The following is a 24,355-nucleotide window of genomic DNA, read 5'->3' as shown; positions in this document are numbered from 1 at the left end:
AGCTCGCAACATTTTTTGCATCGGATCGCGATGACCAATCACGGGTGGCGTGGGTTTCTCGCAGCATGTGTCCTGACCTGCTTTCCCGCCCGCGCGGATGCACCGCCTCCGGCCAGCACGGAAATCACCACCACAGCAGCGCTCGAAGATCTGGAACTGGCGATTTCGGCGGTCGAAGCGGCTATACCGAACATCTACTGGCACCAAACGCGGCAGCAATGGGCAGCAGCGAAGGCAGCGGCCCGCAACAAAATTTCCGGCGTCACCGACAGTGAATCGCTATGGCGGGTCGTGCGCCCCCTCGTCGGCCAGATCGGCGAAGGCCATCTGAGCATGCAGCTCAGCGACGCCATGCAGCAGCATTATCGTGATGCGCCGCGCTTTCCGCTCGATCTCTTATGGACCGATGCGGGCGCCTTCGTGCTCGCGAGCTATGGCGAAGCGGCGGACATTCCTAAGGGCGCGCGGCTGATCTCGGTTGATGGCGAGAGCGCGGCCGACTTGCTGCGCGATATGGTGACCGTGACGCCGCATGACGGCGTGATCCAAACCGGCGTAATGCGCACCATATCCGGCCGAGGCTTTGCCTCGACCCTGTATCGTTTGCGCGGGGCGCAATCACATTTTCATGTTGTGCTCGATGGCCCGCAGGGGCGGATAGACCGCGATCTCGCCGCGGTCCCGCGCAGCGCGCGGCCCGCCGAAGGGGACGATCCCGCGCCGCTGCCCACGCTCGAATGGCTGGGCGATCACACCGCTTATCTCAATGTCCCGACCTTCAGCAATTCCCGGCTACCGGCCGCAGGCGCGAATTTTCCTGACGCGATCCACGCCGTCTTCGTGCAGCTCGAGCAACGCGGGGTTACCGACCTGATCCTCGATCTGCGCGAAAACGAAGGCGGGTCGGAGCCCAACGAGAGCATCCTGTTCTCGTATCTCGTCGAAAAACGGGTGCACAAATACGCCGCGGTGGAAGCGCGCGGCCGTCACATCGCGGTGACGAGTTTAAGCGGCAAGCACTTCGAGACGGACGTCTTCGAGGACGATGAAAGCCAGGAGCGAGCGATCCAAGGCGGCCGGATCACACGCCGCAACACCCCGCCCTATGGGCTGATGTCCCGCTGGAAAACATTCTCGCCGATTTTCCATGGCCGCCTTGTTGTGCTGGCGGGCGGCAACACCTTCTCGGGCGGAGCCGAGTTGTCGTCCTTGCTCTATCACAGCAGGCGTGGCGTCTTCGTCGGCGAGGAAGTCGGCGGCACGGATGAAGGCAACACCAGCGGCTATCGCTGGAGCATCGAGCTTCCCAACAGCAAGATGAAACTCACCATACCGCTGCTGCAATTCCGCATGGCCTGGACCAGCCCGTGGCGCGGCCATGGCGTGATGCCGGATTGTCCGGTCCCGCCTGAGGTTCTGCATTTCGGGGAACAGCGCGATCACGCCTGGCAGGTCGCCGCCGCGCTGCTCGAACAAGACTGGCGCCAGCCCCACCAGGCCATGTGCCCGAAAAACTGAACCGGTCGATACGGCCTATTTCTTCTCCGCCTTCGCAAAGCGCCAATAATCGACGTTGAACAGCGGCTCGTCGCGGCCGCCTTTGAAGATCAGGAAAAGATCATGCACGCCCGAAGCGCCGGTGACTTGCATGGTTTCTTCGCGCCAAGCCTGCCAGCCGCCGGTATTGGCGATCTTCATCGAGCCGATCAGCGGGCCATCGGCGCGGTCCAGATGCAGCTCCAGCGTTCCGCCTTGCGAGCCACTGGCGACGCTCGCCGTGAAGCTTGAAGCACCCTTGGCAAAATCGACACCTGCCACTTTGATGCTGCAGGTGCCGCGAACATCGGTGACGTAGACCCCGACCTTCTCGTCCTTCTCCGTCTTAAGACAAGGCGCCCAATCGATGGTGTGATCCCAGCCGCCTTGGATCGCTGTGGTCCAGGCGATGGTTTCAGCTTCCACCCGCTTGAACGGGTCGAGCGTGCCGAGCTGCTTCACGCCTTCGCGGTTCCACCAAGGCTGTGTCGGGATGGAGCCATCGGCGTTGTAGTCGAACTTTGCCACCGTCACCGAACGGCGCTCGCGATGGATCGGCGTCTCGGCAAAATTCAGCTGGTAATTAAAGCCGAAGACATAGGAATTGCCTTTGAAATCGATGATGCCGGGATGATTGCCGGAAGAGGCCTTGTTCGGCTCCATCAGCGGATTCATCTGCTTCCACGGTCCGGTTGGGCTATCGCTCATGGCATAGCCGATGCCTTCCGAACAGCAAGTGGAGGCATAGGCGAGATAGTATTTGCCTTTGCGTTTATAGAACCACGGCCCTTCCTGATAATTGGTCAGCTTCGGCCCGGCTTTGGTGACCTCTCCCGAATAGGAGATCATGTCCTTATTGAGTTTGACGTAATAAGGTTCGGGGTTGCCCCAATAAAGATAGGCCTGCCCGTCATCATCCACGAAAACCGTCGGGTCGATATTGTAGCTGGCTTTGGCAATCAAAGGATGGCCAAGCGCATCCTTGAACGGGCCTTCGGGCTTATCGGCGACGGCTACCGCAATCACATTCTTCGGCCAGCCCTCTACGCTGATCGGCACATAGAGATAGAATTTCTTGCCCCGCTCCACGACTTGCGGCGCCCAGGCATCATTGTCCTGACGCGCCCAGGGAAAAGTGGCGAGCGAGGCGACCGCGCCGTGATCGGTCCAGTTCACCATGTCCTTCGACGTATAAAGCCGCCAATCGCGCATCACGAAGCCGCGCGCGTCATCCTCGTCGTGGCTGGTGTAGAGATAGACCGTGCCGTCATGCACCAGCGGCGCGGGGTCGGCGGTGAAGCGCGTCTGAATGATTGGGTTCTCCGCCTGCGCGTCAACCGCAAGCGAAAAGGCAACAAGACAAGCAAACCCGTGTGTACGCATCATTCCCCGCACTTTATATTTGTCGGACAATTATAATGTGCAAAAATAGCCAAAACCAGCCGACACGCCAATCACATTCCTGTATGTCCACCGCTTCCCAACACCACAGGGACCTTTAGGAGTCTTGCAGCGCAAAACGCCAGGCTCATACTCGCGCCACACAAGAAGCGCCGTTCCACGCGGCCGATAAAACAAATCCAATGGGAGTTGATCGTCATGAATAGAAAGGCTTTCGCCGCGGCGAATGTCATGCTTTTCGCCTTGGCTGCGGGTCCGGCTTCGGCGCAAACCACCGCAACGCCTCCGGCGGCGGTATTAGAAGATTTCAAACCTTCCAGCCTGAACCAGCCCGGCCAGCTTTATCCGCAGGTCAATTCGCAGGGCTATGCGCGGTTTCGCGTCGTGGCGCCGGATGCGCAGGCCATCAAGGTCAGCTTAGGCTTGGGCGGCAGCGGTGGCACCACGCTCGCCAAAGGCGCCGATGGCGTCTGGACGGGCACGACGGGGGGCCCGCTTGACCAGGGTTTCCATTACTACCACCTCACCATTGACGGCGGCGTGTTCAATGATCCCGGCGCGCAGAATTATTACGGCTCGGTGCGCTGGGAAAGCGGCATCGAGATTCCGGCCACCGATCAGGATTTCTATGCGCTGAAACCCGTGCCGCACGGCAATGTGCAGCAGATCCTTTTTCATTCGCCCAGCACCAACACAGAGCGCCGCGCTTTCGTCTATACCCCGCCGGGTTATGACAAGAGCGGCAAGACGCGCTATCCCGTGCTCTATCTGCAGCATGGCTGGGGCGAAGACGAAACCGCCTGGTCAAATCAGGGCCATGCCAATCTCATCATGGATAACCTGATCGCAGAGGGCAAAACCAAGCCCTTCATCATCGTGATGACCTATGGCATGACCAACGACGTCAAGCCGGGCGGGCTCAACAGCTTCGACATCCATCCCTTCCAGACCGTGCTGGTGAATGAGCTTATCCCTTATGTCGACAGCCATTTCCGCACCCTCGCCGACCAGCCGCATCGCGCCATGGCCGGGCTTTCCATGGGCGGCTTCGAGACCAAGCTGATCACGCTCGCCAATCTCAACACCTTTGGCTCGATCGGGCTTTTGAGCGGCGGCACCGTCTCCATGGATGACGTCAAAGCCACGCCGGACTTCGCAAAGAAAGTGAAGCTGGTTTTCGTCAGCTTCGGCAGCCGCGAGCTCGACAATGGCAAGCCCCGCTTCGGCGGCGACCCCAAAGCCAATGACGAAGCGCTGAAGGCCGCCGGCATCAACAGCATCTACTATGTCTCGCCCAATACGGCGCACGAATTCCTTTCCTGGCGCCGCTCCTTGCACGAACTCGCCCCGCGCCTGTTCAAGGATTGACGCTGCGACTTAGGACAACAGGGGCCGCACCCGCCCCTGTTGTTTTTCCCGTTTTTCGATTTGGCCGCAGGTGAGTTGGGCAACATTCACTTGCAAAACACCGCGCTTGTGCAAAGCATTTCGCATGAGCGGGGGACTATATGCGTAAGATCGTGATGGCCGTTTTGGCTCTGGCAGCGGCAACTGGCACCGCCTCCGCGGCAAGCGACTGCAAGCCCACCCTCACAGCCTCTTTCCCCATGGTGCATGAGCCAAGCGGCGCGGTTGCCGCAACGGTGGAAATCGACGGCGCGCCCCATAACATGCTCATCGATGTTTCCTCGATGAACTCTTTCATCACCCAGGGTTTCGCCGACAGCGAAAAGCTGACCAAGCGCATCATCAATCGGCAGGTGACGATCACGACCGAGTTCGGCATGGCGAAGGACTATGCCTTTGTGCGCAGCCTGAAGCTCGGCCACGCCGAGGGCGGGCGGATGGAAATGATCGTCCTGCCCGGCAATTTCCGCGATCCCGAACTGGTTGGCTCTCTCGGTATGGATATCCTTGGCAATTTCGGCATCGAGTTTGATTTCGCCGCGGCCAAGATCAATCTTTTAGGCGGTTGCACCGATATCGGCGGCTATTGGGCGAAGCAATATGCCGAAGTCCCCTTCGAGACCAAGACGCTGAAAAAGCCGATGGCGAGCTTCACCCTGGACGGCCAGCCAGTGAATGTCACCTTCTCCACCGTGGATCAGGGCTCGGAGATATCTTTCCGGGTGGCGCATGACAAATTTGGCCTGTCCAAAGACTCCCCCGGTGTCAAAACCGTCCCCGCCAGCGAAAAGCCGATCTATCTTTACCGGTTCAAGGAACTTGCGGCGGAGGGCGGCGTGAAGGTCAACAACCCGCTGATGCGCCTGAAGGGGGAGCCGGACGATGCCCGCTGCGACGGCCATGAGCATTTCGGCCATCAGGGGGGCGGAACGGTGCTCATCACCTGCTATTCCTTCGGGGACGTGAGACTTGGTCTCAAGGCCCTCAGCCAGCTCCACCTCTATTTCGATTTCCCCAACAAAAAACTCGCCCTGACCGCTGCCGACGCTCATTAGCGGTTCCGCTTGCCTTCCCGGCCCGGGCGGGCGAAAACGGGCCTATGAAAATCGATGCTGAAGGCCTGATTCAGGGCCTGATCGCCGCCGCCAAAAAAGCCGGGGCCGACGCCGCAGACGCGCTGTTTGTCGAGAATGTTTCGAGCAGCGTTTCCTATCGCTTGGGCAATCTGGAGGACGTGGAACGGTCCGAATCCAGCGATGTCGGGCTTCGCGTCTTCGTCGGCCAGAAAGTGGCCTTTGTCTCCTCCACCGATTTCTCCAAGGAGTCGCTGGACACCCTGCCCGGTCGCGCCGTCAGCATGGCAAAGCTCGCGCCAGAAGATAAATTCGCCATGCTCGCGCCGCGCGAGTTGTTGGCCCGCGATTTCCCGCCCTTGGATCTGGAAGACAGCGAAGAACCCTCCGCCGATCTTCTGGTGGAGCGGGCCCGGGTCGTGGAAGGCGCCGCCATGGCGGTTACTGGGATCACCAATTCGGAAGGCGGCGGCGCCAGCTTCGGGCGCACCTCTATTGCGCTCGCCACCTCTGAGGGCTTTTTCGGGCACTATGCCGGCACCAGCCATTCCATCGGGGTTGCGGTTCTGGCCGGTGACGGCACCGAGATGGAGCGCGATTACGAGTATTCGAGCGCCCGCCGCTCAGCCGATCTGGATAGCCCTGAGCTTATCGGCAAGCGCGCCGCCGAGCGTACCCTCGCCCGCCTCAATCCCCGCAAAGCCAAAAGCCAGGCCGTGCCGGTGGTGTTCGATCCGCGCGAATCGGCGGGGCTTATCGGCCATCTCGCAGGCGCCATTTCGGGCAATGCTATTGCGCGCGGCGTGAGCTTTTTGAAAGAGAGCATGGGCCAGGAAATCTTCTCGCCCAATATCACCATCGTGGATGATCCCCATCGCGTGCGTGGCCTGCGCTCCAAACCGTTCGACGGCGAAGGCGTCGCCAACCGCAAGATGGCGGTGATTGAGGACGGCGTCTTGAAGACTTGGCTGCTCGATTGCGCCAGCGCCCGCCAGTTGGGCCTTGCCACCACCGGCCATGCCGCGCGCGGCACCGGCGGCCCGCCGCATCCTTCGGCGACGAACTTCTACATGCTGCCGGGCACCGTGTCGGTGGAAGAGCTGATCAGCGACATTGAAGAAGGCTTCTATGTCACCGAGCTGATGGGGATGGGCGTCAATTCGGTCACCGGTGATTATAGCCGTGGCGCGGCTGGCTTCTGGATCGAGAAAGGCAAGATCGCCTATCCGGTCTCGGAAGTGACCATCGCGGGCAATTTGCGCGACATGTATAAGCGCCTCACCCCCGCCGATGACCTCGTGTTCCGTTATGGCACGAATGCACCCACCTGCCGTATCGAGGGTATGACCGTTGCCGGAGCTTAAGTCAGAGAGTGACGTCGCGCTGGTGACGCGCGTGGTTTTGGAAGCGGGTGCGATTGCCCGCGAGATTGCCGCGCGCGATTTCAACACCAAACACAAATCCGATGGCAGCCCGGTCACCGAGGCCGATCTTGCCGTCAACGCCTATCTGACCGAGCATTTGCGCAAGGCGCGGCCAGATTACGCTTGGCTGTCGGAAGAAAACGAGGACGACAATTCGCGGTTTTCTGCAAAGCGCATTTTCGTGGTCGATCCCATCGACGGCACACTCGCCTTCGTCAAGCGCCGTCCGCATTTCACCGTCTGTGTCGGCATTGTGGAAGACGGCCAGCCGGTGACCGGCGTCGTCTATAACCCGATGACCGAGGAATGCTTCTCCGCCGCCAAGGGCGAAGGCGCCTTTTTGAACGGGGAACGCATTTCGGTGCGCCCTTGCGAAGGCTTGGACGGCATCCGGCTGCTTGCGAGCAAAACCACGCTCAACAACCCGCGCTGGCAACAGCCCTGGCCTGAGATGCATGTCGAGAATCCGAATTCCATCGCCTATCGCATCGCGCTTGTGGCGGCGGGAAAGTTCGATGCCGCCCTCACCATGCAGGCGCTGCATGATTGGGACGTGGCCGCGGCCGACATCATTTTGCGCGAGGCGGGCGGGATCATGACCAGCCTGGAAGGCGCATCCCCGGTCTATAATGCGCCCGCCGTGATCCAGCCCAATGTTCTGGCCGCGGGTCCTCATCTGCACGCTATATTGCGAAACCGGATTGATCAGAACCAATAGGCCTATAAGGACAAGCCATGAGCGACGTCGAACCCACCCAACTCCTGCATCTGGTCTTTGGCGGCGAGCTGACCTCGCCCGATAACATCACCTTCAAGGATCTGGAAAAGCTCGACGTGGTGGGGATTTTCCCCAACTATCAGGCCGCCCATGCAGCCTGGAAAGCCAAAGCCCAGGCGACCGTTGATAACGCTGCCATGCGCTATTTTGTCGTGCATATTCACCGCCTTATGCAGCCTGAGTGATCCCAAGCCATTTGCCTTGGGCCCTACCCCCTAGGGCGGCGCCATGCTACACCCCGCCGCCATGAGCGAGCCTTCAGCCCCTACGTCCCAAATCCTGCGCCGGATTGCGCGGGATTATTTGCGCGACCAGCGTGGCACGCTGATCCTCGCCATCGCCTTCATGGCGCTTTATGCCATCTGCACCGCCGCGCTAGCTTGGCTTTTGGGCCCGGCGACCGGTGTGTTGTTCGGCCATCAGAGCGCGGCCACCCAAACTGGCACCGCCAAGATGCTGTTCGGCGAAGGCCGCGCCATCTGGAGCCTGCCTTTGTCCGTGGTGGCGATTTTGTGGATCCGCGCTGTCGCCTATTATGTGCAGCAATCGCGCCTCGACAGTATCGGCGAGCGGGTGGTGACATTCTGCCAACGCGATATGTTCCACGCCCTGGTGCGGCGCGATCTTGCCGCGTTGAACGCGGTGCATTCGGGCACCTTCGTCTCCAATTTTCTCTACGACGCCACCTTGATGCGCGATGCGATTTCGCGCGGCGTGGCGGCGGTGGCCCTGGAACTCGTGCAGCTCATCGCGCTCATCGCGGTGATGATCTATGCCGATTGGCAGTTGATGGTGATCGGCATTCTGGCAGTGCCGGGCGTCGCCTGGGCCATGGGCAAGATTGGTGGCTCCATCAAACGCACCACCCAGCGCAATATGGAACAGACCGGCTCGCTTTCCACCGCCATCGCCGAGGCGCTGGATGGCCGCCGCGTGATCAAGGCCTATGGGCTTGAAGCCCATGTCTCCAAGGCGGCCGATGCGCGTCTTTCCGAACGCTTAAAGCATCTCGTCAAACTCGCGCGCCGCAGAGCCTCTGCCGTGCCGGTGACAGATATCTTTTCCGGTCTCGTCAGCGCGGGCGTGATCTATTACGCGCTCTATCAGACCGCGCATGGCGAGGTCAGCGCCGATCAGTTCATCACCTTCATGGGCGCGATGCTTCTGGCGCTGCAGCCGATCCGCAATTTGAGCCAGGTCTTCACCATTGCTTCGAGCGGCCTCACCGCCGCCAACCGCGTGTTTGCCGTCATCGATGCCAAGCCCGAAATCGTCGATGCACAAGGCGCCAAAGACCTCGCCGTGACACAAGGCGGCGCGGTGCGCTTCGAGAATGTCTCATTCGCTTATGCCGAAACGCCCGCCGTGCGTGGCATCGATCTCGAAATCGCGCCCGGCAGCAAAGTGGCGCTGGTGGGACCATCCGGCTCCGGCAAAACCACACTCTTCAATCTGCTCCTGCGCTTCTACGAAGCCCAAGCGGGACGCATCACCATCGATGGGCAGGATATTCGCGGCGTGACGCTGCAAAGCCTGCGCGGCGCCATCGCGCTCGTGACGCAAGAGCCGATCCTGTTCGACGAAAGCATCGCCACCAATATCGCCATGGGCCGCCCCGGCGCGACGCGGGCCGAGATCGAACAAGCCGCCAAAGATGCTGCCGCGCATGAGTTCATCACCGCCCTGCCGCAAGGCTATGACACCAAGGCGGGCGAAGGCGGCCTGAAGCTTTCCGGCGGACAGCGCCAGCGCATCGCCATCGCCCGCGCCATGTTGCGCAACGCCCCCATCCTGCTGCTCGACGAGGCGACCTCCGCCCTCGACACCGAGAGCGAACGTCAGGTGCAGGAAGCGCTCACCCGTTTGATGAAGAACCGTACCACCATCGTGATTGCCCATCGCCTTTCCACCGTCGCCGATGCCGATAAGCTTTATGTGCTGGACCAAGGCCGCGTTGCCGAAGCGGGCAATCACGCCGAGCTTCTGGCGCTGAACGGGCTTTATGCGCGGCTCTATCAGCATGACGAACCGCTTCCGGCGGAGGGTGCGTAATGGCCTCGCTTGGACTTTCCGCGTACCGCTTTGTCACCCGCATGCTCTCGCCTGCCGTGCCGCTCTTGCTGCGCCGCCGCCAGACCCGCGGCAAGGAACACTTAAGCCGTGGCAATGAACGCTTGGGCTGTGCCTCCCTGCCGCGTCCTGAAGGGCAGATCATTTGGGTGCATGGCGCCAGCGTCGGCGAATGCGTTGCTGCCCTGCCCTTGATCGACGCACTGCTTGCGGCATTCGATTGCCATGTCCTGCTCACCAGCGGCACGGTCACCTCGGCTACCGTGATGCAGCAGCGCTTGCCGGAAAAAGCCATTCATCAATTTGTGCCAGTCGATACCCCCGCCGCCACCGCAAAGTTTCTCGACTACTGGAAACCGGATGCCGGCCTGTTTGTCGATTCCGATATCTGGCCCAATCTGATCCTGAATGCCCGCGCGCGCGGTGTGCGCCTCGCCCAGGTCAATGCGCGCATTTCCGAGCGCTCGTACCAAAGCTGGAAACGCGTGCCCACCAGCGCCGCCGCTTTGCTCTCTGCCTTTGATGTCTGCCTCGCGCAAGATGAAGACATCGCCGCCCGCTTCCAGAAATTGGGTGCGCCGGATGTGCAGGTCGCAGGCAGCTTGAAAGCAGATTCCCCGATGCTGCCGGTCGATCCCAACAAGCTCGCGCATCTGCAAAACGCCATTGGCAGCCGCCCGGTCTTCCTCGCCGCGCAAACCCATCAAGGCGAAGAGGTCACGCTCCTGCCCGCGCATGATGCGCTGAAGCGGCTCTTTCCCGACCTTCTCACCGTCATCGTGCCGCGCCATCCCGAACGCGGCGGCGATATCGCCAGCCTCTGCGGCACACGTGCCACCAAGCGCCGGGGCCAAGGCGAACTGCCCGATACTTCCACCGCGATCTATATCGGCGACACGATCGGCGAGATGGGGCTTTACTATCGCCTCGCCCGATTTGCCTTTGTCGGCGGCAGCCTGATCCGCCATGGCGGACAAAATCCGCTTGAACCGGCGAAACTCGGCTGCGCCGTGCTGGCGGGCCCGCACACCTTCAACTTCACCACCGCCTATGAAGCGATTTTCGCGGCGCAAGGCGTTGGCCTTGTCCATAGCGCGCCGGAAATCATCGCGGCGGCGCGCCCGCTATTTGAAGACCCCAAAGCCGCTGAAATCCTCGGCCAGAAGGCCCTTGCGGGCGCTGAGACCTTGGGCGGTGCTGTCGCCAAAACCATTGCTGCTGTGAAGAAGATGCTCGATGCGCGCGCCTGATTTCTGGGAGCGGAACGATATTTTCGCGCAAATCGCGGTGGACGCGCTGCGCCCGCTTGGCATGTTCTACGCGCTCGCAGGTGTCATCAAGGCCAAGCGCGCCAAGCCGCATAAGCTGCGCGTGCCAGTAATCTGCGTCGGCAATATCAGCGTGGGCGGCACAGGCAAAACGCCCATCGCCATCGCGGTGGCGGACGCTGTGATCGCGCGCGGGCTCAATCCCTTCTTCCTCAGCCGCGGCTATGGCGGCAACTTGAAAGGCCCCCTCGTCGTCTCCAAAAGCCATAAGGCCCATGAGGTGGGCGACGAACCGCTTCTGCTCTCGCGCAAGGCCGCCACGGTGGTCTCGCGCAATCGCGCCGCCGGAGCTGAGCTTGCCGTCTCGCGTGGCGCCGATGTCGTCATCATGGATGACGGGCATCAGAATTTCGCCCTCGCCAAGGATCTGTCGATCGTAGTCGTCGATGGCGCCAAGGGTTTTGGCAATCGCGAGGTATTGCCCGCGGGGCCTTTGCGCGAGCCTGCCCTAACAGGTCTAGCCCGCGCCGATGCCGTCGTCATTGCGGGCGAAGGCTCTCCCGACCTGCCTGGCTTTTCCGGCCCGGTCTTGCGCGCCACCATCGCCCCGTTGCGGGGCCAATCGCTGGTGGGCCAGCGCGTTTTCGCCTTTGCCGGGATTGGGCGGCCGGAGAAATTCTACACAACGCTGACAAATCTCGGTGCCGAGCTGGTGGGGCGCGAAGACTTCGCCGATCATTACGCCTACACGACCCAGGATTTGGAAAGGCTCAAAGCTAAGGCCCGTGCCGCGGGCGCCACCCTTTTCACCACCGAAAAAGATTTCGTCCGCCTTTCCGAGCAGGATCGGGTGGATATCGAGGCTTTACCGGTCTCAGCCACCATCGAGCCTCTACCTGAACTCGACCGGCTGCTTGACAGGGCGGTCATCCCCGTTTAGCGGCGGAGGGGATGAGCACCCACGCGCCCCTTCCCTTTGCCAAGATGCTGCGCTACCGCGCCGAAGCGGTGCCGTTTTTCCTGTTTATGGGGCTGTTCAAGATTTTGGGGGTCGACCGGGCTTCGGCGCTGGGCGGCTTCATCGGGCGGCATATCTTCACCCGCCTGCCCGCCGCGAAAATAGCTTATCAAAATCTCGCCGCAGCCTATCCTGAGAAAAAGCCCTCCGAGATCGACGCCATTGTGCGCGAGCATTGCGATAACCTTGGCCGCTTGGTCGCCGAATATGCCCATCTCGGCGAAATGACCTTCGGCCCTGGCGGGCGCATCACCATCGAAGGCACCGAACATGCCGAGGCGGCCATCGCCGCAGGCAAAGGCGTGATGTTCATCTCCGGCCACTTTGCCAATTGGGAAGTGATGCCCGCCGCCGCGATGTATCTGAAATATGATGGCGCGCTGGTGAACCGCCCACCCAATAATCCCTATGTCGCCGCTTATATCGCGCGCCAGCGCGGCCTGCTTGGCCCTTCCGAGCAGATCGCCAAAGGCGCGGCCGGAACACGGCGCATCTTCACCCTGCTGCGCAAGGGCAAATCGGCGTTCCTGCTGGTGGATCAGAAAACCTATGAAGGCGTGCCTGCGCCCTTCTTCGGGCGCGATGCCATGACCACGCCCGCGCCTGCCGCCCTCGCCTTGAAGCTGGGATCAGCCCTGGTGCCGGTCTCCTGCGAGCGGAAAGACGGCGCCCATTTCGCAATCACAATTCATCCCGCCATTGCCGCCCCCTCCAGCGGTGATGAAGAGGCCGATATTCTCTCCATCACCAAAACCATTAATGCGGAGATAGAGCGCATCATCCGCACCCGGCCTTCGCAATGGCTATGGATTCACCGCCGCTGGACCAACGCCCGCGACATCGAAAAGATGCAAAAAATGGCCGCGAAACGGGCGGGGTAAGAATCCATTTCACCTCCCCCTTGCGGGGAGGTCGGAGAGCGAAGCGATCCGGGTGGGGGGAAGCGGTTGGGGCTTACCTTCTCCGCTTCCCCCCACCCGAAATGCTTCGCTGCGCTCTCGCATTTCGACCTCCCCGCAAGGGGGAGGTGAAAGAGCGCACTTATCCTTGTGGTGGCGTCGGCGTGGCGGTGGCCCGCGAGGGATCGAGTTTTACCTCGAACCAATTAAGCCCCCAATGGGTATGCGGACCGGTGGCGCGGCCGGTATGGCCGATGAGGCCGATCACCTCACCGCGCTTGACGCGCTGGCCTGCCGTCACCAGGCGCTTGCTCTGGTGCAGATAGCAGGTGTTCACGCCCAGGCCGTGATCCAAAAGCGTGAAACCGCCTTCGAGATGAAATTCGTCGGTGATGGCAACAATCGCATCGGCGGCAGCGTGAATGGGCGTGCCTTCGGGGGCGGCGACATCGACACCTAAATGCGGCGCCATCGGCTTGCCATTCAGAATGCGCTGACTGCCATAGATGCCTGAAAGGCGCCCGGCACAGGGCCATTCGATCGGCAGGGCAAACTCCAAACCCTCAGTAACGCGCTTGCGCGCCTCGGTGATAAGCGCATGTTCGCGCGCGATACGGTCTAAAATCTCTTGCGGCGGGGCGACGTATTTCTCGTCGAGGCCATTGATGGCTTGAATATCGTATTGGCGCACAATGGGTGTGATCTCGCGCAGCTCTTCAAAGCCATCGGCGAAACGCGCCGTCACCCGTAAGGGCTTGGCCGCGTCATAGGGGATGCCGAAGCAGAAAATCCCCGACGGCGAAACCGTCAGCGCCACACCATCAAGATCGACCACAGCACCGGGCGCGGCCTTGCCGACCATCAGCCCGCCTTGCTCGGTGGAGCCGCTGATGGAAAGCCGCCCCGCTGCTGCCGCCTTGACCGAAACCATGGTGGCCGACGCCGCCATCCCAGCCAAAACGGCGCGGCGCGCGATCATGGCGTCTTTCCGGTTTCCTGAAAGCGCTTCAGCGCGAGATCGGCGGTGGCATAGGCCTCCTGCAACTCGGCGCTCCAATAGCGCAAGGATTCAATCGGGATGCGCATGCCCGACACGGCACAGGTGACGAAGGTCCCGGCCTTGATCACCCGGTATTCGCCGTCTTGGTATTCGAGTTGGGCCTCGCCCTCGGGCCGAAAATCGCGTTCCATTTTGTTCATCTATCGATGGCTCGCTTATTGCGTCTTGGTTTTAAGCGAGAAGAGGTTTCAAAACAAATCACCTTGTTTGCCGGGCGATTTTTTCGCCGACACACGCGGTTTTGCGGGAGGTTTACCACCCTCGCCCGCCACGACCGAAACGCTGCCATCGCTAAAGGTCAGGCTTAACGCCTCCCCGCTGGCAATCTGCGCCGATTGACGTTTCAGGCTGCCATCCTCGCCCCGGACAAGCGCAAAGCCACGCGCCAAGACCGCGCGATAGGAGACGCTATCGAGAATGCGGGTCAGGCTTTCAAGCTTGCGCGCAGCCTCCCCCAGCCGGTTCTTATGCGCCCGCCCCATGCGTTGGGAGAGCACCACCAGCCGTTCGTTTCCTTGCGCCAGCCGGTTGGTCAGCCCTTGCGGGCGTAAGAGCGTGGCGGCCTGAATGAAATGGCGGCGATGGGCTTCAAGATTGCGGCGCAAGGCATTGGAAAGCCGCTCGGCGGCGACATCGAAACGCTGGCGCGGCTGGGCGAAAAGCTGGTCGGCGCGCGGCAAGGCGCGCGAGAGATGGCGCAGCGTATCTTTCCGCCGCTCCATGCCGACCGAGAAACAGCGCAACAGCCGCCGCTCGAAATCGATGTTCTGCGCCAAAAGCTCAGCCCGCACCGGCACGGCCATTTCGGCGGCGGCGGTAGGCGTCGGGGCGCGCACATCGGAGGCAAAATCGATCAGGGTAGTGTCGGTCTCATGCCCCACGGCGGAGATCACCGGGATGCCGCTCTCGGCCACCGCGCGCACCACGGCCTCTTCATTGAAGGCCATTAGATCTTCGATGGAGCCGCCACCGCGCGCCACGATCAGCACATCCGGCCGGGGCAGCCCGTCGCGCGGGAAAACGTTGAAGCCGCGCACCGCGGCGGCCACCTCGGCAGCCGCCTTTTCGCCCTGCACCGCCACCGGCCAGAGCAGCACCCGCCGCGGAAATCGATCCTGCAGCCGGTGCATGATGTCCCGGATCACCGCACCCGTCGGCGAAGTGATGACGCCCACAACCTCCGGCAGATACGGCAGCCGCTTCTTGCGCTCGGCCGCGAAAAGCCCCTCGGCGGCGAGCATCTTCTTGCGCTCCTCCAGCATGGCCATCAGGGCGCCGAGCCCGGCCAGCTCCACCTGCTCGACGATCAGCTGGTAGCGCGAGGAGCCGCCATAGGTCGAAATCTTGCCGGTGCAGACCACTTCCAGCCCGGATTGCGGCTTTACCTTGAGCTGGCGGACGGAACCCTTCCAGATCACGGCGTTAATGACGGATTTCTCGTCTTTCAGGTCGAAATAGACATGGCCCGAGGAATGGGCTTTCAGGCCGGAAACCTCACCCCTCACCCGCACATAGGGGAAGGCGTCTTCCACCGTCCGCTTCAGGGCGGAGGAAATCTCGGTAACGCTGAATTCCGGCAGGTTCGCCGTTGGCGATTTGGACTGGGACATGATTCACAGATCATATAAGGGTCCCGCTTGAATTGGACCACATCCTGGTGGACGGTCCCCAAAACTTAACGAAACCCCGAATCTTGAGCGAACCCGGCCATGAACGTCCTTCTCCTCGGTTCCGGCGGCCGCGAGCACGCCCTGGCCTGGTCGCTGTCGGCGAGCCCGCTCCTGACGAAGCTTTATTGCGCGCCCGGAAATCCAGGGATCGCGGCCCTGGCCGAATGCGTGCCGATTGCCGCCAATAAGGCCGACGCGCTGATCGCCTTCGCCAAGGAGAAGAACATCGAATTTGTGATCGTCGGCCCGGAAGTGCCGCTGGTGGAAGGCATCGCCGACCGTTTCGCCGAAGCCGGGATCAAATGCTTAGGACCCAGCGGGGCCGCCGCGGTGCTGGAAGGCTCCAAGGGCTTCGTGAAGGATCTCTGCGAAGAATTCGACATCCCGACCGCCCGTTATCGCCGCTTCACCGATCCCGCCGCCGCCAAGGATTATGCCGCGACGCTCGGCTTTCCGGTGGTGATCAAGGCCGATGGGCTCGCGGCGGGCAAAGGCGTGATCATCGCCGAGGATAAGCAAGCCTCAGACGCAGCCATCGATGAGATGTTCGACGGCGCCTTTGGCGAGGCTGGCCAGGAAATCGTGGTGGAAGAATTCCTCGAAGGCGAGGAAGCGAGCTTCTTTGCCCTCACCGATAGCGAGCATGTCTTGCCGCTGGCGGGCGCGCAGGATCACAAGCGCGTGTTCGATGGCGACAAGGGCCCCAATACGGGCGGCATGGGCGCCTATAGCCCTGCCCCGGTCCTGACCGACACCGTGGTCGAGAAAGTCATCGAACGCATCCTGAAGCCCACCGTGAAAGCGATGGTGAAACGCGGGCGGCCCTATGTCGGCGTGCTCTTCGCCGGACTGATGATCAAGGATGGCGAGCCCAAGCTGATCGAATTTAACTGCCGCTTCGGCGATCCCGAAACCCAGGTTCTGATGCTGCGGCTGAAATCCGACCTTCTCACCGCTCTCATCGCCGCCCATGACAAGGTGCTGGATCAGATCGACTTACGCTGGTCCGACGAAGCTGCGCTGACGGTGGTGATGGCGACCAAAGGCTATCCCGGCGATTACGCCAAAGGCTCTGTGATCGAAGGTTTGGAGGAAGCTGGCGCCGTTGAAGGCGTGCAAGTTTTCCACGCCGGAACGGCAGCGAAAGACGGCAAGATCGTCGCCAGCGGTGGCCGGGTGCTCAACATCACCGCCACCGGCAAGACCGTTGCTGAAGCCCAAGCCCGCGCTTATGCAGCGCTCGACAAGATCAATTGGCCGGAAGGCTTCTGCCGCCGCGACATCGGCTGGCGGGCGATTGGGAGACAGTAAGTTCTGTCATTTCCCAAAAACCTGTCATCCCGGACGCGCCCGCGCAGATCGTTACATCTGCACCTTGGGGCGCGATCCGGGATCCACCCAGTCACCTGAAAATCCACAAAAGTGGGTCCCGGGTCTCTCATCCTTCGCGATGCTCAGGATAATCGCCCGGGATGACACCGAATATCAGCAGCCTTCTTGGCCCTGACGGATGACCTTTAAGAGTTCGATCTCGAACACCAGCGTCTGGTCCGGCGGGATCACGCCATCGCCAGCGCCCTTGCGGCCATAAGCGAGGATCGAGGGCACGGTCAGGCGCCACTTGTCGCCCTCATGCATCATCTGCAAGGCCCAGGTCCAACCCGGGATCAGACGGCCCGCGGGGAACGTCGCCGGTTCGCCCGGCTTGGTCTCATCGAAGACCTTCCCGTCGATCAGAGTGCCTTTATAGTAAACGGAAACACAATCAGACCGTTCCGGCTGCGCCCCCGAGCCCTTCTTCAGCACCTCATATTGGATGCCGGGCACGCTCACCACGCCCTTCTTCTTGGCGTTGTTGGCGAGAAAGGCCGCATTGGCTTCGGGGCTGAGAGGCGCCGGTGCGGGTGCGGTTTTTCCGTCACACGCGCTCACCACCAACAAGCCCAACGACAGAAAAGCCGGAGCCCAAATCCGCATTGTCATCATCCCTTTTCGGTAAAGTTGCCTGATTTATACACAGTGATGGGGGCAAAACCACAGCGTTATCAAGCCGGTTAAGCCCATATTAAGCATCCCAGACGGGTGTACGGAAATCCTTGATTAATATGATGCGTCTAAAGTTGTGAACGGGCAGTACACCTGACTCCCAGGGGATGAGCCGATGACAACGGCCAATGAGACCGAGTTGCGCGAAAATGCGTTGTACGCATATCGACTCCTTGCCGAGGAGTCGTACGACATCTTGATCGTGCGCGATCCGGAGGGGACCATCACATTCGTCTCGCCTGCGCTGCAAAAGCTACTCGGGTACCGCGTCGAAGATGTTCTGAACGTCCGCTACTCGGATTTCATCCATCCCGACGATATCGAGAAATCCTCCGAGCTCATCCAAGTGCCCCTGCCCGGGCAATCGGTCACCGTCACCCTCAGGGCGCGCCACGCCGATGGGCATTATCTCTGGCTCGAGAACACCGTGCGCGGCATTTACGATCATGCCACCGGGCGTCTGCGCAATACCTTGAGCGTCTCGCGCGATGTCACCGAACGCGTGCAGCACGAGATGGAAATCAAGGCGGCGCGGGAACGCGCAGAAAGCGCTAGCAAGGCGAAATCCCGCTTTCTCGCCAATATGAGCCATGAGCTGCGCACGCCGCTCAACGCGGTGATCGGCTTCACCGATATGATGCGCCAGCGCACCTTTGGCCCGCTCGGCAACGATAAATACGAGGAATACGCCACCCTCATCTATGATTCCGGCCAGCTTCTGCTCGATCTCATTTCGGACATGCTGGACATGGCCAAGATCGAAGCGGGCAAGCTCGAACTCAATATCGAGACCGTCGATTTCAAGGGCACTGTCGAAGACAGTGTGCGCATGCTGCGCGACCGGGCCGAGGAAAACGGGCTGGAGCTCAGCGTGGGCCTGCCCGCCGATCCTTTGTTCGTCAACGCCGATAAGCGCGCCGTGAAGCAGATCATGTTGAACCTGCTCTCTAACGCGCTGAAGTTCACGCCTGCGGGCGGCAGCGTCGGGGTCAGCGTCACCGCGCAAAACGGCTATGCCGTGCTCACGGTCGCCGATACCGGCATCGGCATCGCCGCTGACGAGATCAATCGCCTCGGCCATCCCTTCGAACAGGGCAATGGCGACCCCATGATCGCCAAGCCTGGCTCGGGCCTCGGTCTTGCCTTGGTGCGCGCCCTCACCGAAAAGCATGGCGGCAGCTTGCGCATTGAGAGCGAGGAAGGCGTCGGCACCGCCGTGCATGTCTCCTTTCCCCTTGAAGGCCCCGCCACCGGCCAAACCCGCGTAGCGGCGTAAGACTGATTTGACAGGAGCCTCCGCGCGCGGCAATCAGGCGCCATGCTTTTATTCTGGGCCGGACTTTTCTTCATTCTGATCGGACTTGCTGCGATCGCCATCGACCGGCGGGCGGTGCACGTTTTCTATGATCATGTGAGCCTCAGCTTTCACACCTTCCTCAACAAGACCACGCATCTGGCCAAGGCCGCTCATTGGCTGGCTTTATCGGTGGTGGTCGCGGCGGTGACGGGCGTGATGCTGCACGGCGGTAATACCAGCCCCCTCATCCATACGGCTTTTGAAGCCTCGGTGGCATTCATCCTGGCGCTTGGGCTCGGCACCATCATCATCCATACCTGCAAGTTCTTTCTGGGCCGCAGGCGTCCACGCGATGAGCTGGAGATGGGGCTTTATGGCTTCATCCCCTTTGGCTTCAAGCTGAAGCACAACTCATTTCCCTCCGGCCATGCCTTGACGATTTTCTGCGTCGCCGTGGTGGCGACCGCGCTTTTTCCGCAAGGCGCAGTGGTTTGGTTCGCGCTGGCTTTCTGGCTCGCCATCACGCGTGCGCTTTTGACGGCGCATTTCCTCAGCGATGTGTTCGTCGGCGCCGGGATCGGCCTTCTCTGCGCCCGCACCGTGCTGATCTACGGCTTTCCCAATCTGGCGCTGAGCTGGTTTTAGGCTTCCCCTTCCAATCCTACTTCGTCATGGCCGGGCTTGAACCGGCCATCCATCTCACCGCCGCAGGATTGTGCAGGTATATTCACCGCCTGGATGGCCGGGTCGGAGCCCGGCCATGACGGAAGGGTGTGGCACGCACTACCCCCGTCTCGCCCTAAAGAACTCTTTCAAGATCATCCCCGCCGCCACCGGATCTCCGGCGCGGGCGATTTCGGGGTGGTGATGGCAGGTGGGCTGCTCGAAGAAGCGCGGCCCATGCAAAATCGCTCCGCCCTTAGGGTCCTCGGCGGCGAAGACCACGCGCGCCACCCGCGCCATGGCAATCGCGCCTGCGCACATCGCACAAGGCTCCAGCGAGACAAAAAGCTGGGTCCCCATCAGCCGCTCATTGCCCAGCGCGGCGGCGGCGGCGCGGATGACCTCGATCTCGGCATGGGCGGTGGGATCGTGCTTTTCGAGGATTCTGTTCCCGCTCCGCGCGAGAAGCTCGCCCTCTCCCGACAAAAGCACCGCGCCGACAGGAACTTCCCCTCGCGCCGCAGCCGCCTGGGCTTCTTGAAGGGCGAGTGCTATGGCTTCCTGGTCATTCATGCAGATTCTCTTCGTGGCCCAGACTCGCACGCCCAAATCTAGCACGCCCAAATCCAAGCGCGGAAAGGCCTCCGGCTGGGACCCGTTGAAGGCCGACCGTGAGGCGGAAGGCGCCTTTGAAGAGGAATTCATCCGCCCCAAGCGCAAAGCCGCCACCAGCGAGGATGGCGACGACAGCGGCGGCGACCGCATTGCCAAGGTGATCGCCCGCGCCGGCATCTGTTCGCGCCGCGACGCCGAAAAGCTGATCGCCGAAGGCAAGGTCACCCTGGACGGCCAGCCCGTCACCACGCCCGCGACCAAGGTTACCGATGAGCAGGTCGTGGCCGTAAACGGCAAGCCGCTCTCCCCGCCCGAACCGACGCGGTTGTGGCGCTATCACAAGCCTGCTGGCCATGTGACCACCCATCGTGACCCGGAAGGCCGCCCGACGGTGTTCGATCACCTGCCCAAGAGCCTGCCGCGCGTGGTCTCGGTCGGTCGTCTGGACGTGAACTCCGAAGGCCTGCTGCTCCTCACCAATGATGGCGAAATTGCCCGCCGCCTGGAGCTGCCCGCTTCCGGCTGGACGCGCAAATACCGCGCCCGCCTCTTCGGCACCGTGACCCAGGCCGATCTCGACAAGCTCGCCCAGGGCGTCACCATCGACGGGGTGAAATACGGCCCCATCATCGCCGACATCGAGCGCTCGCGCGGGGTCTATTCCTGGGCCAGCGTCACCTTGAAAGAGGGCAAGAACCGCGAGGTAAAGCGGGTGATGGAGCATCTTGGCCTGAAGGTCGCCCGCCTCATCCGGGTGCAATATGGCCCCTTCCATCTCGGCCAACTCCCCGAAGGTGCAGCGGAAGAAATTCCTGCCAAGCTCTGGCGCGAACAGCTCAGCATTGGGCGGAAAAAGCGCGCCCAGGAGTGAATTTCGCCTCGCCCCCGGCGATGACCAAAGCTTCATGCTTACAGCCCGCCGCGCAGGTGCTATGCACGGCGGCAATCAGCGATTTTGAGCCAACCCACGGAGCGTGCGATGAAAAAGTACCAGAAACCTCAAGCCTTTGCCGTGGAAACCAAGGATCAGCGCTTCGCCGGGACCTTCGAGGTGCTGGTGCCCGTGCCTGATCGCGTCAAGCCGCACCGCGTCGCCGGTCAGTTCCCGACCATGCAGGCCGCGGAAGGCTGGATGCACTCCGACGAAGGCCAGGAAGCCATCGCCGCCTTGTTCGAAAAGACCAAAGGCCGCTAAGCGGCTTTCCGGCGTTTCTCGTCCGCGCGCCGCGTCAGGACGGATACGCCAGAGGATGTCACGGCGACGGTGTGTTCGAATTGCGCGGAGAGCGATCCATCCGCCGTCACCACCGTCCAGCCATCCTCCAAGGTTTCCACCCCGTGTCGGCCGCGATTGATCATCGGCTCGATGGTGAAGACCATCCCCTCTTTCAGGGTGAGGCCGGTGCCGGGCTTGCCATAATGGCGAACCTCCGGCTCTTCATGCATCTGGCGCCCGATGCCATGGCCGCAATAGTCGCGCACCACCGAATAGCCGTTCTTCTTGGCGTGACGCTCGATAGCAAAGCCGACATCGCCTAGCCGCGCGCCCGGCCGCACTGCCTCAATGCCCTTCCACAGCGCTTCATAAGTCACCTGCACCAGCCGCTTGGCCGCCGGATGCACATTGCCGACAAGATAGGTCTTGCTGGAATCGGCGATGTAGCCGTTCTTTTCCAAGGTGATGTCGAGATTGACGATATCGCCGTCCTTCAGCACCTCGCTGGCGGAGGGCACACCATGGCAAACGACCTGATTGATCGAGCAATTGAGGACGAAGCCATAGCCATATTGGCCTTTGCTGGCGGGCCGCGCCTTCAGCTCATCGACGATGAAGCGCTCCACCAACATGTCGATCTCGAGCGTGGATTTGCCCAAGAGCTGTGTGCGATCCAGCATCTCGAAGACTTGCGCCAGGAGCTTGCCAGACTGCGCCATGAGCGCGATTTCGTGAGGAGATTTGGTCATAGCTCAGCCGCGCTCGGCGTCGCCACCGCCTCCGGCGAAACGCCCGCCGCGCGCAGCTCCCGCGCCATGATCTCAGCGAAGCTCAAATCCGGATTGGTCTCACACAGCATGCCGATCTTGATCCAATAGGCGGCCTGGGCATTGATCGAGCGGTATTGAACCTTGCTCGCCCGGCGAAGCTGGTCGTGCAGCTCATCCTCTATATTCACGATGCCCATCGGCGCCTCAAACACATCATATACGATTCATATACGTTATATATACCCCTACTCAAATGGCGCAAGAGCCTCCGCTTGCACCAAGCCCGCGCGCGTGCTGTGTGACGGCCATGACCAGTTTCCGCCAAAGCCCCACCAAACTTGGATTTGTCATTGCCACAGCCGTCTTCGCCGCGCTGCTCTTGGGGGCGTCCGGCCTCCTCTGCGCCTATCTGCCGGGGCTGTGGTCGACGCTGGGCGTCAGCCTCTTTGCCCCGCTGGCGCTGGCAGCCGTGGTGGTGGCGGTGAAAGCGGGCCAATCCCTCTCCCGCCCCGCCAAGCTGGAAGCTGATGAAACCGGCCTTTCCTTCACCCAGGCCGGTAGCGATACGGCGCGCCGTTTTTTCTGGCGCGAGATTGCCGGGGTGATCGTCTTCTCGCCGACCAGCCGCTTCCGCTCGCCGGGCCTCGAATTGAAAGAGCCGGTGAATGGGCGCCGCTTTGTCTCCTTCGGCCGCTTCTGGCAGGCCAGCCCCGAAGAGATCGTCGAGGCACTCGAAACATTGCGGATCGGCGAAACCGATTCTTCCGCGTAAAGACTAATCTCAGTCTCTCTATTGTCCCTGTCTGTGGCGGAGCTTCTTGCCTAAGAAAGCGGCGCCAGGTTTCGCTTCGCCTCACCTTCGCAAAGCTGGTCTTTGTGCCCTGCGGGATCGCCCTCCGCGGGAATGCAGACGCGCGAACCTTGCACGGAAAAGAACAGATAAGCCAAGGAAGGATTCATGCCGAAACACCCAGGAAGCATCGCCCTTTTTGCGGGAATGTTTTTTTCCGCCGCCCTGCTCGCGGCTGCAGGCGGAGCATCGGCGGCTACGCTCAGCGTCGGCGCAGGCCAGAAATACAAGACCATCCAGGCGGCGATTGATGCGGCCACCCAAGGCGATGTTATCGCCATAAGCCCGGGCAGCTATACCGGAGCGCGCGTCTATAAATCCAGCCTCACCCTTTATGGCACCGCAGGCGGGGTCACCATCAGCGGCGGGCTCGTCCAATCCAAGGGTCTCATTGTGGTGAGTTCCTCCAACACCACCATCAAGAACATCACCTTCAGCGGCGCCAAGGGCGGCGACGGCAATGGCGCAGGCATTCGCATGCAAGGCACCAACCTCACTGTGCTGAACAGCGTTTTCAAAAATAATCAGAACGGTATTCTGGCAGACCCTAATGGCGGCTCGACGCTCACAGTCAAGAACTCGAGTTTCATCCATAACGGTGCCTGCGTTTCCTCCAAAGGTTGCGCTCATGGCATCTACGCGGGGCATATCAAACTGTTGGATGTCGAGAACAACACTTTCACCGATACCCAATCGGGTCACGCCATCAAGTCGCGCGCCATCGCCACCCGCGTAATCGGCAATACCATCAAGGATGGGCCGACGGGCACGTCCTCTTATCTCATCGATGTCCCCAATGGCGGTGCAGTAACCATCACCGGCAATAAGCTCGAGAAAGGCGCCAAATCCAGCAACGCCATGACAGCCATCGCCTTGGGCGAGGAAGGCAACACCAATCCCGCAGGCGTCATGCTGATCGCCAATAACAGCTTCCAGAACGATCACCCCAAGACCCAAAGCTTTGTGTGGAATTCGACCGGCAACAAAGCGTTGCAGGTCGCGGGCAATGTCCTCTCCGGCTACAAAACCACACCGCTGAAAGGGTCAGGCATCATCTCGGGCGCCCCTCCCGTTAACACCAAATTGCGCAGCGATCTCGCGTTTAACATGACGAGGTCATCGGTCATGGCGGTGCCGGAAAGCTCAAGCCTCGCCGTCTTCGCCGGGGCACTCGTAGGTCTTGGAATATTCGCGGCGCGCCGACGCCGGATAAAGCCCGCGCGTTGAGATCCCATATGGGCTGCACCGGCCATAACCGGTGTGGCTCTTTTTTTACGCGTAGTTGCCGTTGCGT

At 61.3% G+C, this 24,355-nt stretch carries 25 protein-coding genes; 17 read left to right on the top strand and 8 right to left on the bottom strand.

Translation table 11 applies throughout. The annotated features are described in order from the left end of the window. The first annotated feature begins 30 nt into the window (after positions 1 to 30). A complete protein-coding gene (locus FHS83_RS13240; RefSeq protein WP_167083422.1) occupies positions 31 to 1,518 on the top strand; it encodes a S41 family peptidase in 1,488 nt (495 codons plus the stop codon). A gap of 15 nt (positions 1,519 to 1,533) precedes the next feature. Here FHS83_RS13240 and FHS83_RS13235 read toward each other — a convergent pair whose 3' ends face one another. Beyond that, entirely contained in the window at positions 1,534 to 2,922 is a 1,389-nt protein-coding gene (locus tag FHS83_RS13235) for a glycoside hydrolase family 43 protein (protein WP_167083421.1), read from the bottom strand. Positions 2,923 to 3,135: 213 nt separating this feature from the next. Here FHS83_RS13235 and FHS83_RS13230 point away from each other — a divergent pair, with 213 nt between their 5' ends. From FHS83_RS13230 to FHS83_RS13190, 9 genes are all read left to right on the top strand, one after another. After that, positions 3,136 to 4,305 (top strand): alpha/beta hydrolase, encoded by a 1,170-nt coding sequence (locus FHS83_RS13230; protein ID WP_208414647.1) that lies wholly within the window; start codon positions 3,136 to 3,138, stop codon positions 4,303 to 4,305. 140 nt (positions 4,306 to 4,445) lie between these two features. After that, a complete protein-coding gene (locus tag FHS83_RS13225; RefSeq protein WP_167083420.1) occupies positions 4,446 to 5,399 on the top strand; it encodes a retropepsin-like aspartic protease in 954 nt (317 codons plus the stop codon). A 44-nt stretch (positions 5,400 to 5,443) separates the two neighbouring features. Beyond that, the gene (locus FHS83_RS13220) at positions 5,444 to 6,781 is read left to right on the top strand and encodes a TldD/PmbA family protein (RefSeq protein ID WP_167083419.1); all 1,338 of its coding nucleotides are present in this window, start codon (positions 5,444 to 5,446) and stop codon (positions 6,779 to 6,781) included. Then, positions 6,768 to 7,559: a 3'(2'),5'-bisphosphate nucleotidase CysQ gene (locus FHS83_RS13215; protein ID WP_167083418.1), complete on the top strand. Its 792-nt coding sequence runs from the start codon at positions 6,768 to 6,770 to the stop codon at positions 7,557 to 7,559. Before FHS83_RS13220 ends, FHS83_RS13215 begins: the two co-directional genes overlap by 14 nt. 17 nt (positions 7,560 to 7,576) lie before the next feature. Further along, positions 7,577 to 7,804 (top strand): DUF4170 domain-containing protein, encoded by a 228-nt coding sequence (locus FHS83_RS13210; protein ID WP_167083417.1) that lies wholly within the window; start codon positions 7,577 to 7,579, stop codon positions 7,802 to 7,804. A 43-nt stretch (positions 7,805 to 7,847) separates the two neighbouring features. Next, the gene (locus FHS83_RS13205; RefSeq protein ID WP_167083416.1) at positions 7,848 to 9,671 is read left to right on the top strand and encodes an ABC transporter ATP-binding protein; all 1,824 of its coding nucleotides are present in this window, start codon (positions 7,848 to 7,850) and stop codon (positions 9,669 to 9,671) included. Further along, complete coding sequence (locus tag FHS83_RS13200; RefSeq protein WP_167083415.1) at positions 9,671 to 10,939, top strand: 3-deoxy-D-manno-octulosonic acid transferase; 1,269 nt, start codon at positions 9,671 to 9,673, stop codon at positions 10,937 to 10,939. The genes FHS83_RS13205 and FHS83_RS13200 overlap by 1 nt, the downstream gene beginning before the upstream one ends. Next, a complete protein-coding gene (gene lpxK, locus FHS83_RS13195) occupies positions 10,926 to 11,897 on the top strand; it encodes a tetraacyldisaccharide 4'-kinase (protein ID WP_167083414.1) in 972 nt (323 codons plus the stop codon). Before FHS83_RS13200 ends, lpxK begins: the two co-directional genes overlap by 14 nt. An 11-nt stretch (positions 11,898 to 11,908) precedes the next feature. Then, positions 11,909 to 12,856, top strand: coding sequence for a lysophospholipid acyltransferase family protein (locus tag FHS83_RS13190; protein ID WP_167083413.1), 948 nt, complete (start codon positions 11,909 to 11,911; stop codon positions 12,854 to 12,856). A gap of 160 nt (positions 12,857 to 13,016) precedes the next feature. Here FHS83_RS13190 and FHS83_RS13185 read toward each other — a convergent pair whose 3' ends face one another. The 3 genes from FHS83_RS13185 to xseA are packed head-to-tail and all read right to left on the bottom strand — an operon-like array spanning position 13,017 to position 15,544. Next, positions 13,017 to 13,853 carry a M23 family metallopeptidase gene (locus FHS83_RS13185; RefSeq protein WP_167083412.1) on the bottom strand — a complete coding sequence of 279 codons (837 nt, stop codon included), beginning with the start codon at positions 13,851 to 13,853 and terminating at the stop codon, positions 13,017 to 13,019. Beyond that, positions 13,850 to 14,074 carry a DUF2093 domain-containing protein gene (locus FHS83_RS13180; protein WP_167083411.1) on the bottom strand — a complete coding sequence of 75 codons (225 nt, stop codon included), beginning with the start codon at positions 14,072 to 14,074 and terminating at the stop codon, positions 13,850 to 13,852. Before FHS83_RS13180 ends, FHS83_RS13185 begins: the two co-directional genes overlap by 4 nt. A 48-nt stretch (positions 14,075 to 14,122) precedes the next feature. Next, positions 14,123 to 15,544 (bottom strand): exodeoxyribonuclease VII large subunit, encoded by a 1,422-nt coding sequence (gene xseA / locus FHS83_RS13175; protein WP_167083410.1) that lies wholly within the window; start codon positions 15,542 to 15,544, stop codon positions 14,123 to 14,125. Between the two features lie 99 nt (positions 15,545 to 15,643). Here xseA and purD point away from each other — a divergent pair, with 99 nt between their 5' ends. Beyond that, the gene (gene purD, locus FHS83_RS13170; RefSeq protein ID WP_167083409.1) at positions 15,644 to 16,915 is read left to right on the top strand and encodes a phosphoribosylamine--glycine ligase; all 1,272 of its coding nucleotides are present in this window, start codon (positions 15,644 to 15,646) and stop codon (positions 16,913 to 16,915) included. Positions 16,916 to 17,089: 174 nt separating this feature from the next. Here purD and FHS83_RS13165 read toward each other — a convergent pair whose 3' ends face one another. Beyond that, positions 17,090 to 17,581: an FKBP-type peptidyl-prolyl cis-trans isomerase gene (locus FHS83_RS13165; protein WP_208414643.1), complete on the bottom strand. Its 492-nt coding sequence runs from the start codon at positions 17,579 to 17,581 to the stop codon at positions 17,090 to 17,092. Positions 17,582 to 17,765: 184 nt separating this feature from the next. Between FHS83_RS13165 and FHS83_RS13160 the strand changes: the two genes are divergently transcribed. Next, positions 17,766 to 18,926: a PAS domain-containing sensor histidine kinase gene (locus FHS83_RS13160; RefSeq protein ID WP_167083407.1), complete on the top strand. Its 1,161-nt coding sequence runs from the start codon at positions 17,766 to 17,768 to the stop codon at positions 18,924 to 18,926. 42 nt (positions 18,927 to 18,968) lie between these two features. Further along, entirely contained in the window at positions 18,969 to 19,592 is a 624-nt protein-coding gene (locus FHS83_RS13155) for a phosphatase PAP2 family protein (RefSeq protein WP_167083406.1), read from the top strand. A 138-nt stretch (positions 19,593 to 19,730) separates the two neighbouring features. Here FHS83_RS13155 and FHS83_RS13150 read toward each other — a convergent pair whose 3' ends face one another. After that, the gene (locus FHS83_RS13150; protein WP_167083405.1) at positions 19,731 to 20,183 is read right to left on the bottom strand and encodes a nucleoside deaminase; all 453 of its coding nucleotides are present in this window, start codon (positions 20,181 to 20,183) and stop codon (positions 19,731 to 19,733) included. Between FHS83_RS13150 and FHS83_RS13145 the strand changes: the two genes are divergently transcribed. Together FHS83_RS13145 and FHS83_RS13140 are read left to right on the top strand one after the other, a co-directional pair. Then, complete coding sequence (locus FHS83_RS13145; protein ID WP_243846207.1) at positions 20,164 to 21,096, top strand: pseudouridine synthase; 933 nt, start codon at positions 20,164 to 20,166, stop codon at positions 21,094 to 21,096. The two genes, FHS83_RS13150 and FHS83_RS13145, sit on opposite strands and share 20 nt — an antisense overlap. Before the next feature lie 108 nt (positions 21,097 to 21,204). After that, positions 21,205 to 21,420, top strand: coding sequence for a DUF1330 domain-containing protein (locus FHS83_RS13140; RefSeq protein WP_167083404.1), 216 nt, complete (start codon positions 21,205 to 21,207; stop codon positions 21,418 to 21,420). Here the strand turns inward: FHS83_RS13140 and map are convergent. Then, positions 21,417 to 22,190: a type I methionyl aminopeptidase gene (map, locus tag FHS83_RS13135; protein WP_167083403.1), complete on the bottom strand. Its 774-nt coding sequence runs from the start codon at positions 22,188 to 22,190 to the stop codon at positions 21,417 to 21,419. The genes FHS83_RS13140 and map overlap by 4 nt on opposite strands. Next, positions 22,187 to 22,408 carry a ParD-like family protein gene (locus tag FHS83_RS13130; RefSeq protein ID WP_167083402.1) on the bottom strand — a complete coding sequence of 74 codons (222 nt, stop codon included), beginning with the start codon at positions 22,406 to 22,408 and terminating at the stop codon, positions 22,187 to 22,189. Before FHS83_RS13130 ends, map begins: the two co-directional genes overlap by 4 nt. Positions 22,409 to 22,518: 110 nt before the next feature. Between FHS83_RS13130 and FHS83_RS13125 the strand changes: the two genes are divergently transcribed. Both FHS83_RS13125 and FHS83_RS13120 read left to right on the top strand, forming a co-directional pair. Continuing rightward, positions 22,519 to 22,983, top strand: coding sequence for a hypothetical protein (locus FHS83_RS13125; protein WP_167083401.1), 465 nt, complete (start codon positions 22,519 to 22,521; stop codon positions 22,981 to 22,983). 186 nt (positions 22,984 to 23,169) lie between these two features. Continuing rightward, entirely contained in the window at positions 23,170 to 24,288 is a 1,119-nt protein-coding gene (locus FHS83_RS13120) for a right-handed parallel beta-helix repeat-containing protein (protein ID WP_167083400.1), read from the top strand. The last annotated feature ends 67 nt before the right edge of the window (positions 24,289 to 24,355 follow it).

Source organism: Rhizomicrobium palustre, from assembly GCF_011761565.1.
Lineage (GTDB): Bacteria > Pseudomonadota > Alphaproteobacteria > Micropepsales > Micropepsaceae > Rhizomicrobium > Rhizomicrobium palustre.
Note: the sequence above shows the minus strand (reverse complement) of the source record. Positions and strands in the feature narration are given on the sequence as shown.

Bases quoted from the DNA above. Each gene is read 5' to 3' on its own strand.
- FHS83_RS13235 (WP_167083421.1), bottom strand. From the start codon at position 2,922: ATGATGCGTACACACGGGTTTGCTTGTCTTGTTGCCTTTTCGCTTGCG.
- FHS83_RS13205 (WP_167083416.1), top strand. From the start codon at position 7,848: ATGCTACACCCCGCCGCCATGAGCGAGCCTTCAGCCCCTACGTCCCAA.
- FHS83_RS13125 (WP_167083401.1), top strand. From the start codon at position 22,519: ATGACCAGTTTCCGCCAAAGCCCCACCAAACTTGGATTTGTCATTGCC.
- FHS83_RS13240 (WP_167083422.1), top strand. From the start codon at position 31: ATGACCAATCACGGGTGGCGTGGGTTTCTCGCAGCATGTGTCCTGACC.
- FHS83_RS13155 (WP_167083406.1), top strand. From the start codon at position 18,969: ATGCTTTTATTCTGGGCCGGACTTTTCTTCATTCTGATCGGACTTGCT.
- purD (WP_167083409.1), top strand. From the start codon at position 15,644: ATGAACGTCCTTCTCCTCGGTTCCGGCGGCCGCGAGCACGCCCTGGCC.
- FHS83_RS13145 (WP_243846207.1), top strand. From the start codon at position 20,164: ATGGCTTCCTGGTCATTCATGCAGATTCTCTTCGTGGCCCAGACTCGC.
- FHS83_RS13225 (WP_167083420.1), top strand. From the start codon at position 4,446: ATGCGTAAGATCGTGATGGCCGTTTTGGCTCTGGCAGCGGCAACTGGC.
- FHS83_RS13190 (WP_167083413.1), top strand. From the start codon at position 11,909: ATGAGCACCCACGCGCCCCTTCCCTTTGCCAAGATGCTGCGCTACCGC.
- FHS83_RS13220 (WP_167083419.1), top strand. From the start codon at position 5,444: ATGAAAATCGATGCTGAAGGCCTGATTCAGGGCCTGATCGCCGCCGCC.
- FHS83_RS13200 (WP_167083415.1), top strand. From the start codon at position 9,671: ATGGCCTCGCTTGGACTTTCCGCGTACCGCTTTGTCACCCGCATGCTC.
- FHS83_RS13165 (WP_208414643.1), bottom strand. From the start codon at position 17,581: ATGCGGATTTGGGCTCCGGCTTTTCTGTCGTTGGGCTTGTTGGTGGTG.
- FHS83_RS13140 (WP_167083404.1), top strand. From the start codon at position 21,205: ATGAAAAAGTACCAGAAACCTCAAGCCTTTGCCGTGGAAACCAAGGAT.
- FHS83_RS13120 (WP_167083400.1), top strand. From the start codon at position 23,170: ATGCCGAAACACCCAGGAAGCATCGCCCTTTTTGCGGGAATGTTTTTT.
- map (WP_167083403.1), bottom strand. From the start codon at position 22,190: ATGACCAAATCTCCTCACGAAATCGCGCTCATGGCGCAGTCTGGCAAG.
- xseA (WP_167083410.1), bottom strand. From the start codon at position 15,544: ATGTCCCAGTCCAAATCGCCAACGGCGAACCTGCCGGAATTCAGCGTT.
- lpxK (WP_167083414.1), top strand. From the start codon at position 10,926: ATGCGCGCGCCTGATTTCTGGGAGCGGAACGATATTTTCGCGCAAATC.
- FHS83_RS13210 (WP_167083417.1), top strand. From the start codon at position 7,577: ATGAGCGACGTCGAACCCACCCAACTCCTGCATCTGGTCTTTGGCGGC.
- FHS83_RS13160 (WP_167083407.1), top strand. From the start codon at position 17,766: ATGACAACGGCCAATGAGACCGAGTTGCGCGAAAATGCGTTGTACGCA.
- FHS83_RS13150 (WP_167083405.1), bottom strand. From the start codon at position 20,183: ATGAATGACCAGGAAGCCATAGCACTCGCCCTTCAAGAAGCCCAGGCG.
- FHS83_RS13180 (WP_167083411.1), bottom strand. From the start codon at position 14,074: ATGAACAAAATGGAACGCGATTTTCGGCCCGAGGGCGAGGCCCAACTC.
- FHS83_RS13185 (WP_167083412.1), bottom strand. From the start codon at position 13,853: ATGATCGCGCGCCGCGCCGTTTTGGCTGGGATGGCGGCGTCGGCCACC.
- FHS83_RS13130 (WP_167083402.1), bottom strand. From the start codon at position 22,408: ATGGGCATCGTGAATATAGAGGATGAGCTGCACGACCAGCTTCGCCGG.
- FHS83_RS13230 (WP_208414647.1), top strand. From the start codon at position 3,136: ATGAATAGAAAGGCTTTCGCCGCGGCGAATGTCATGCTTTTCGCCTTG.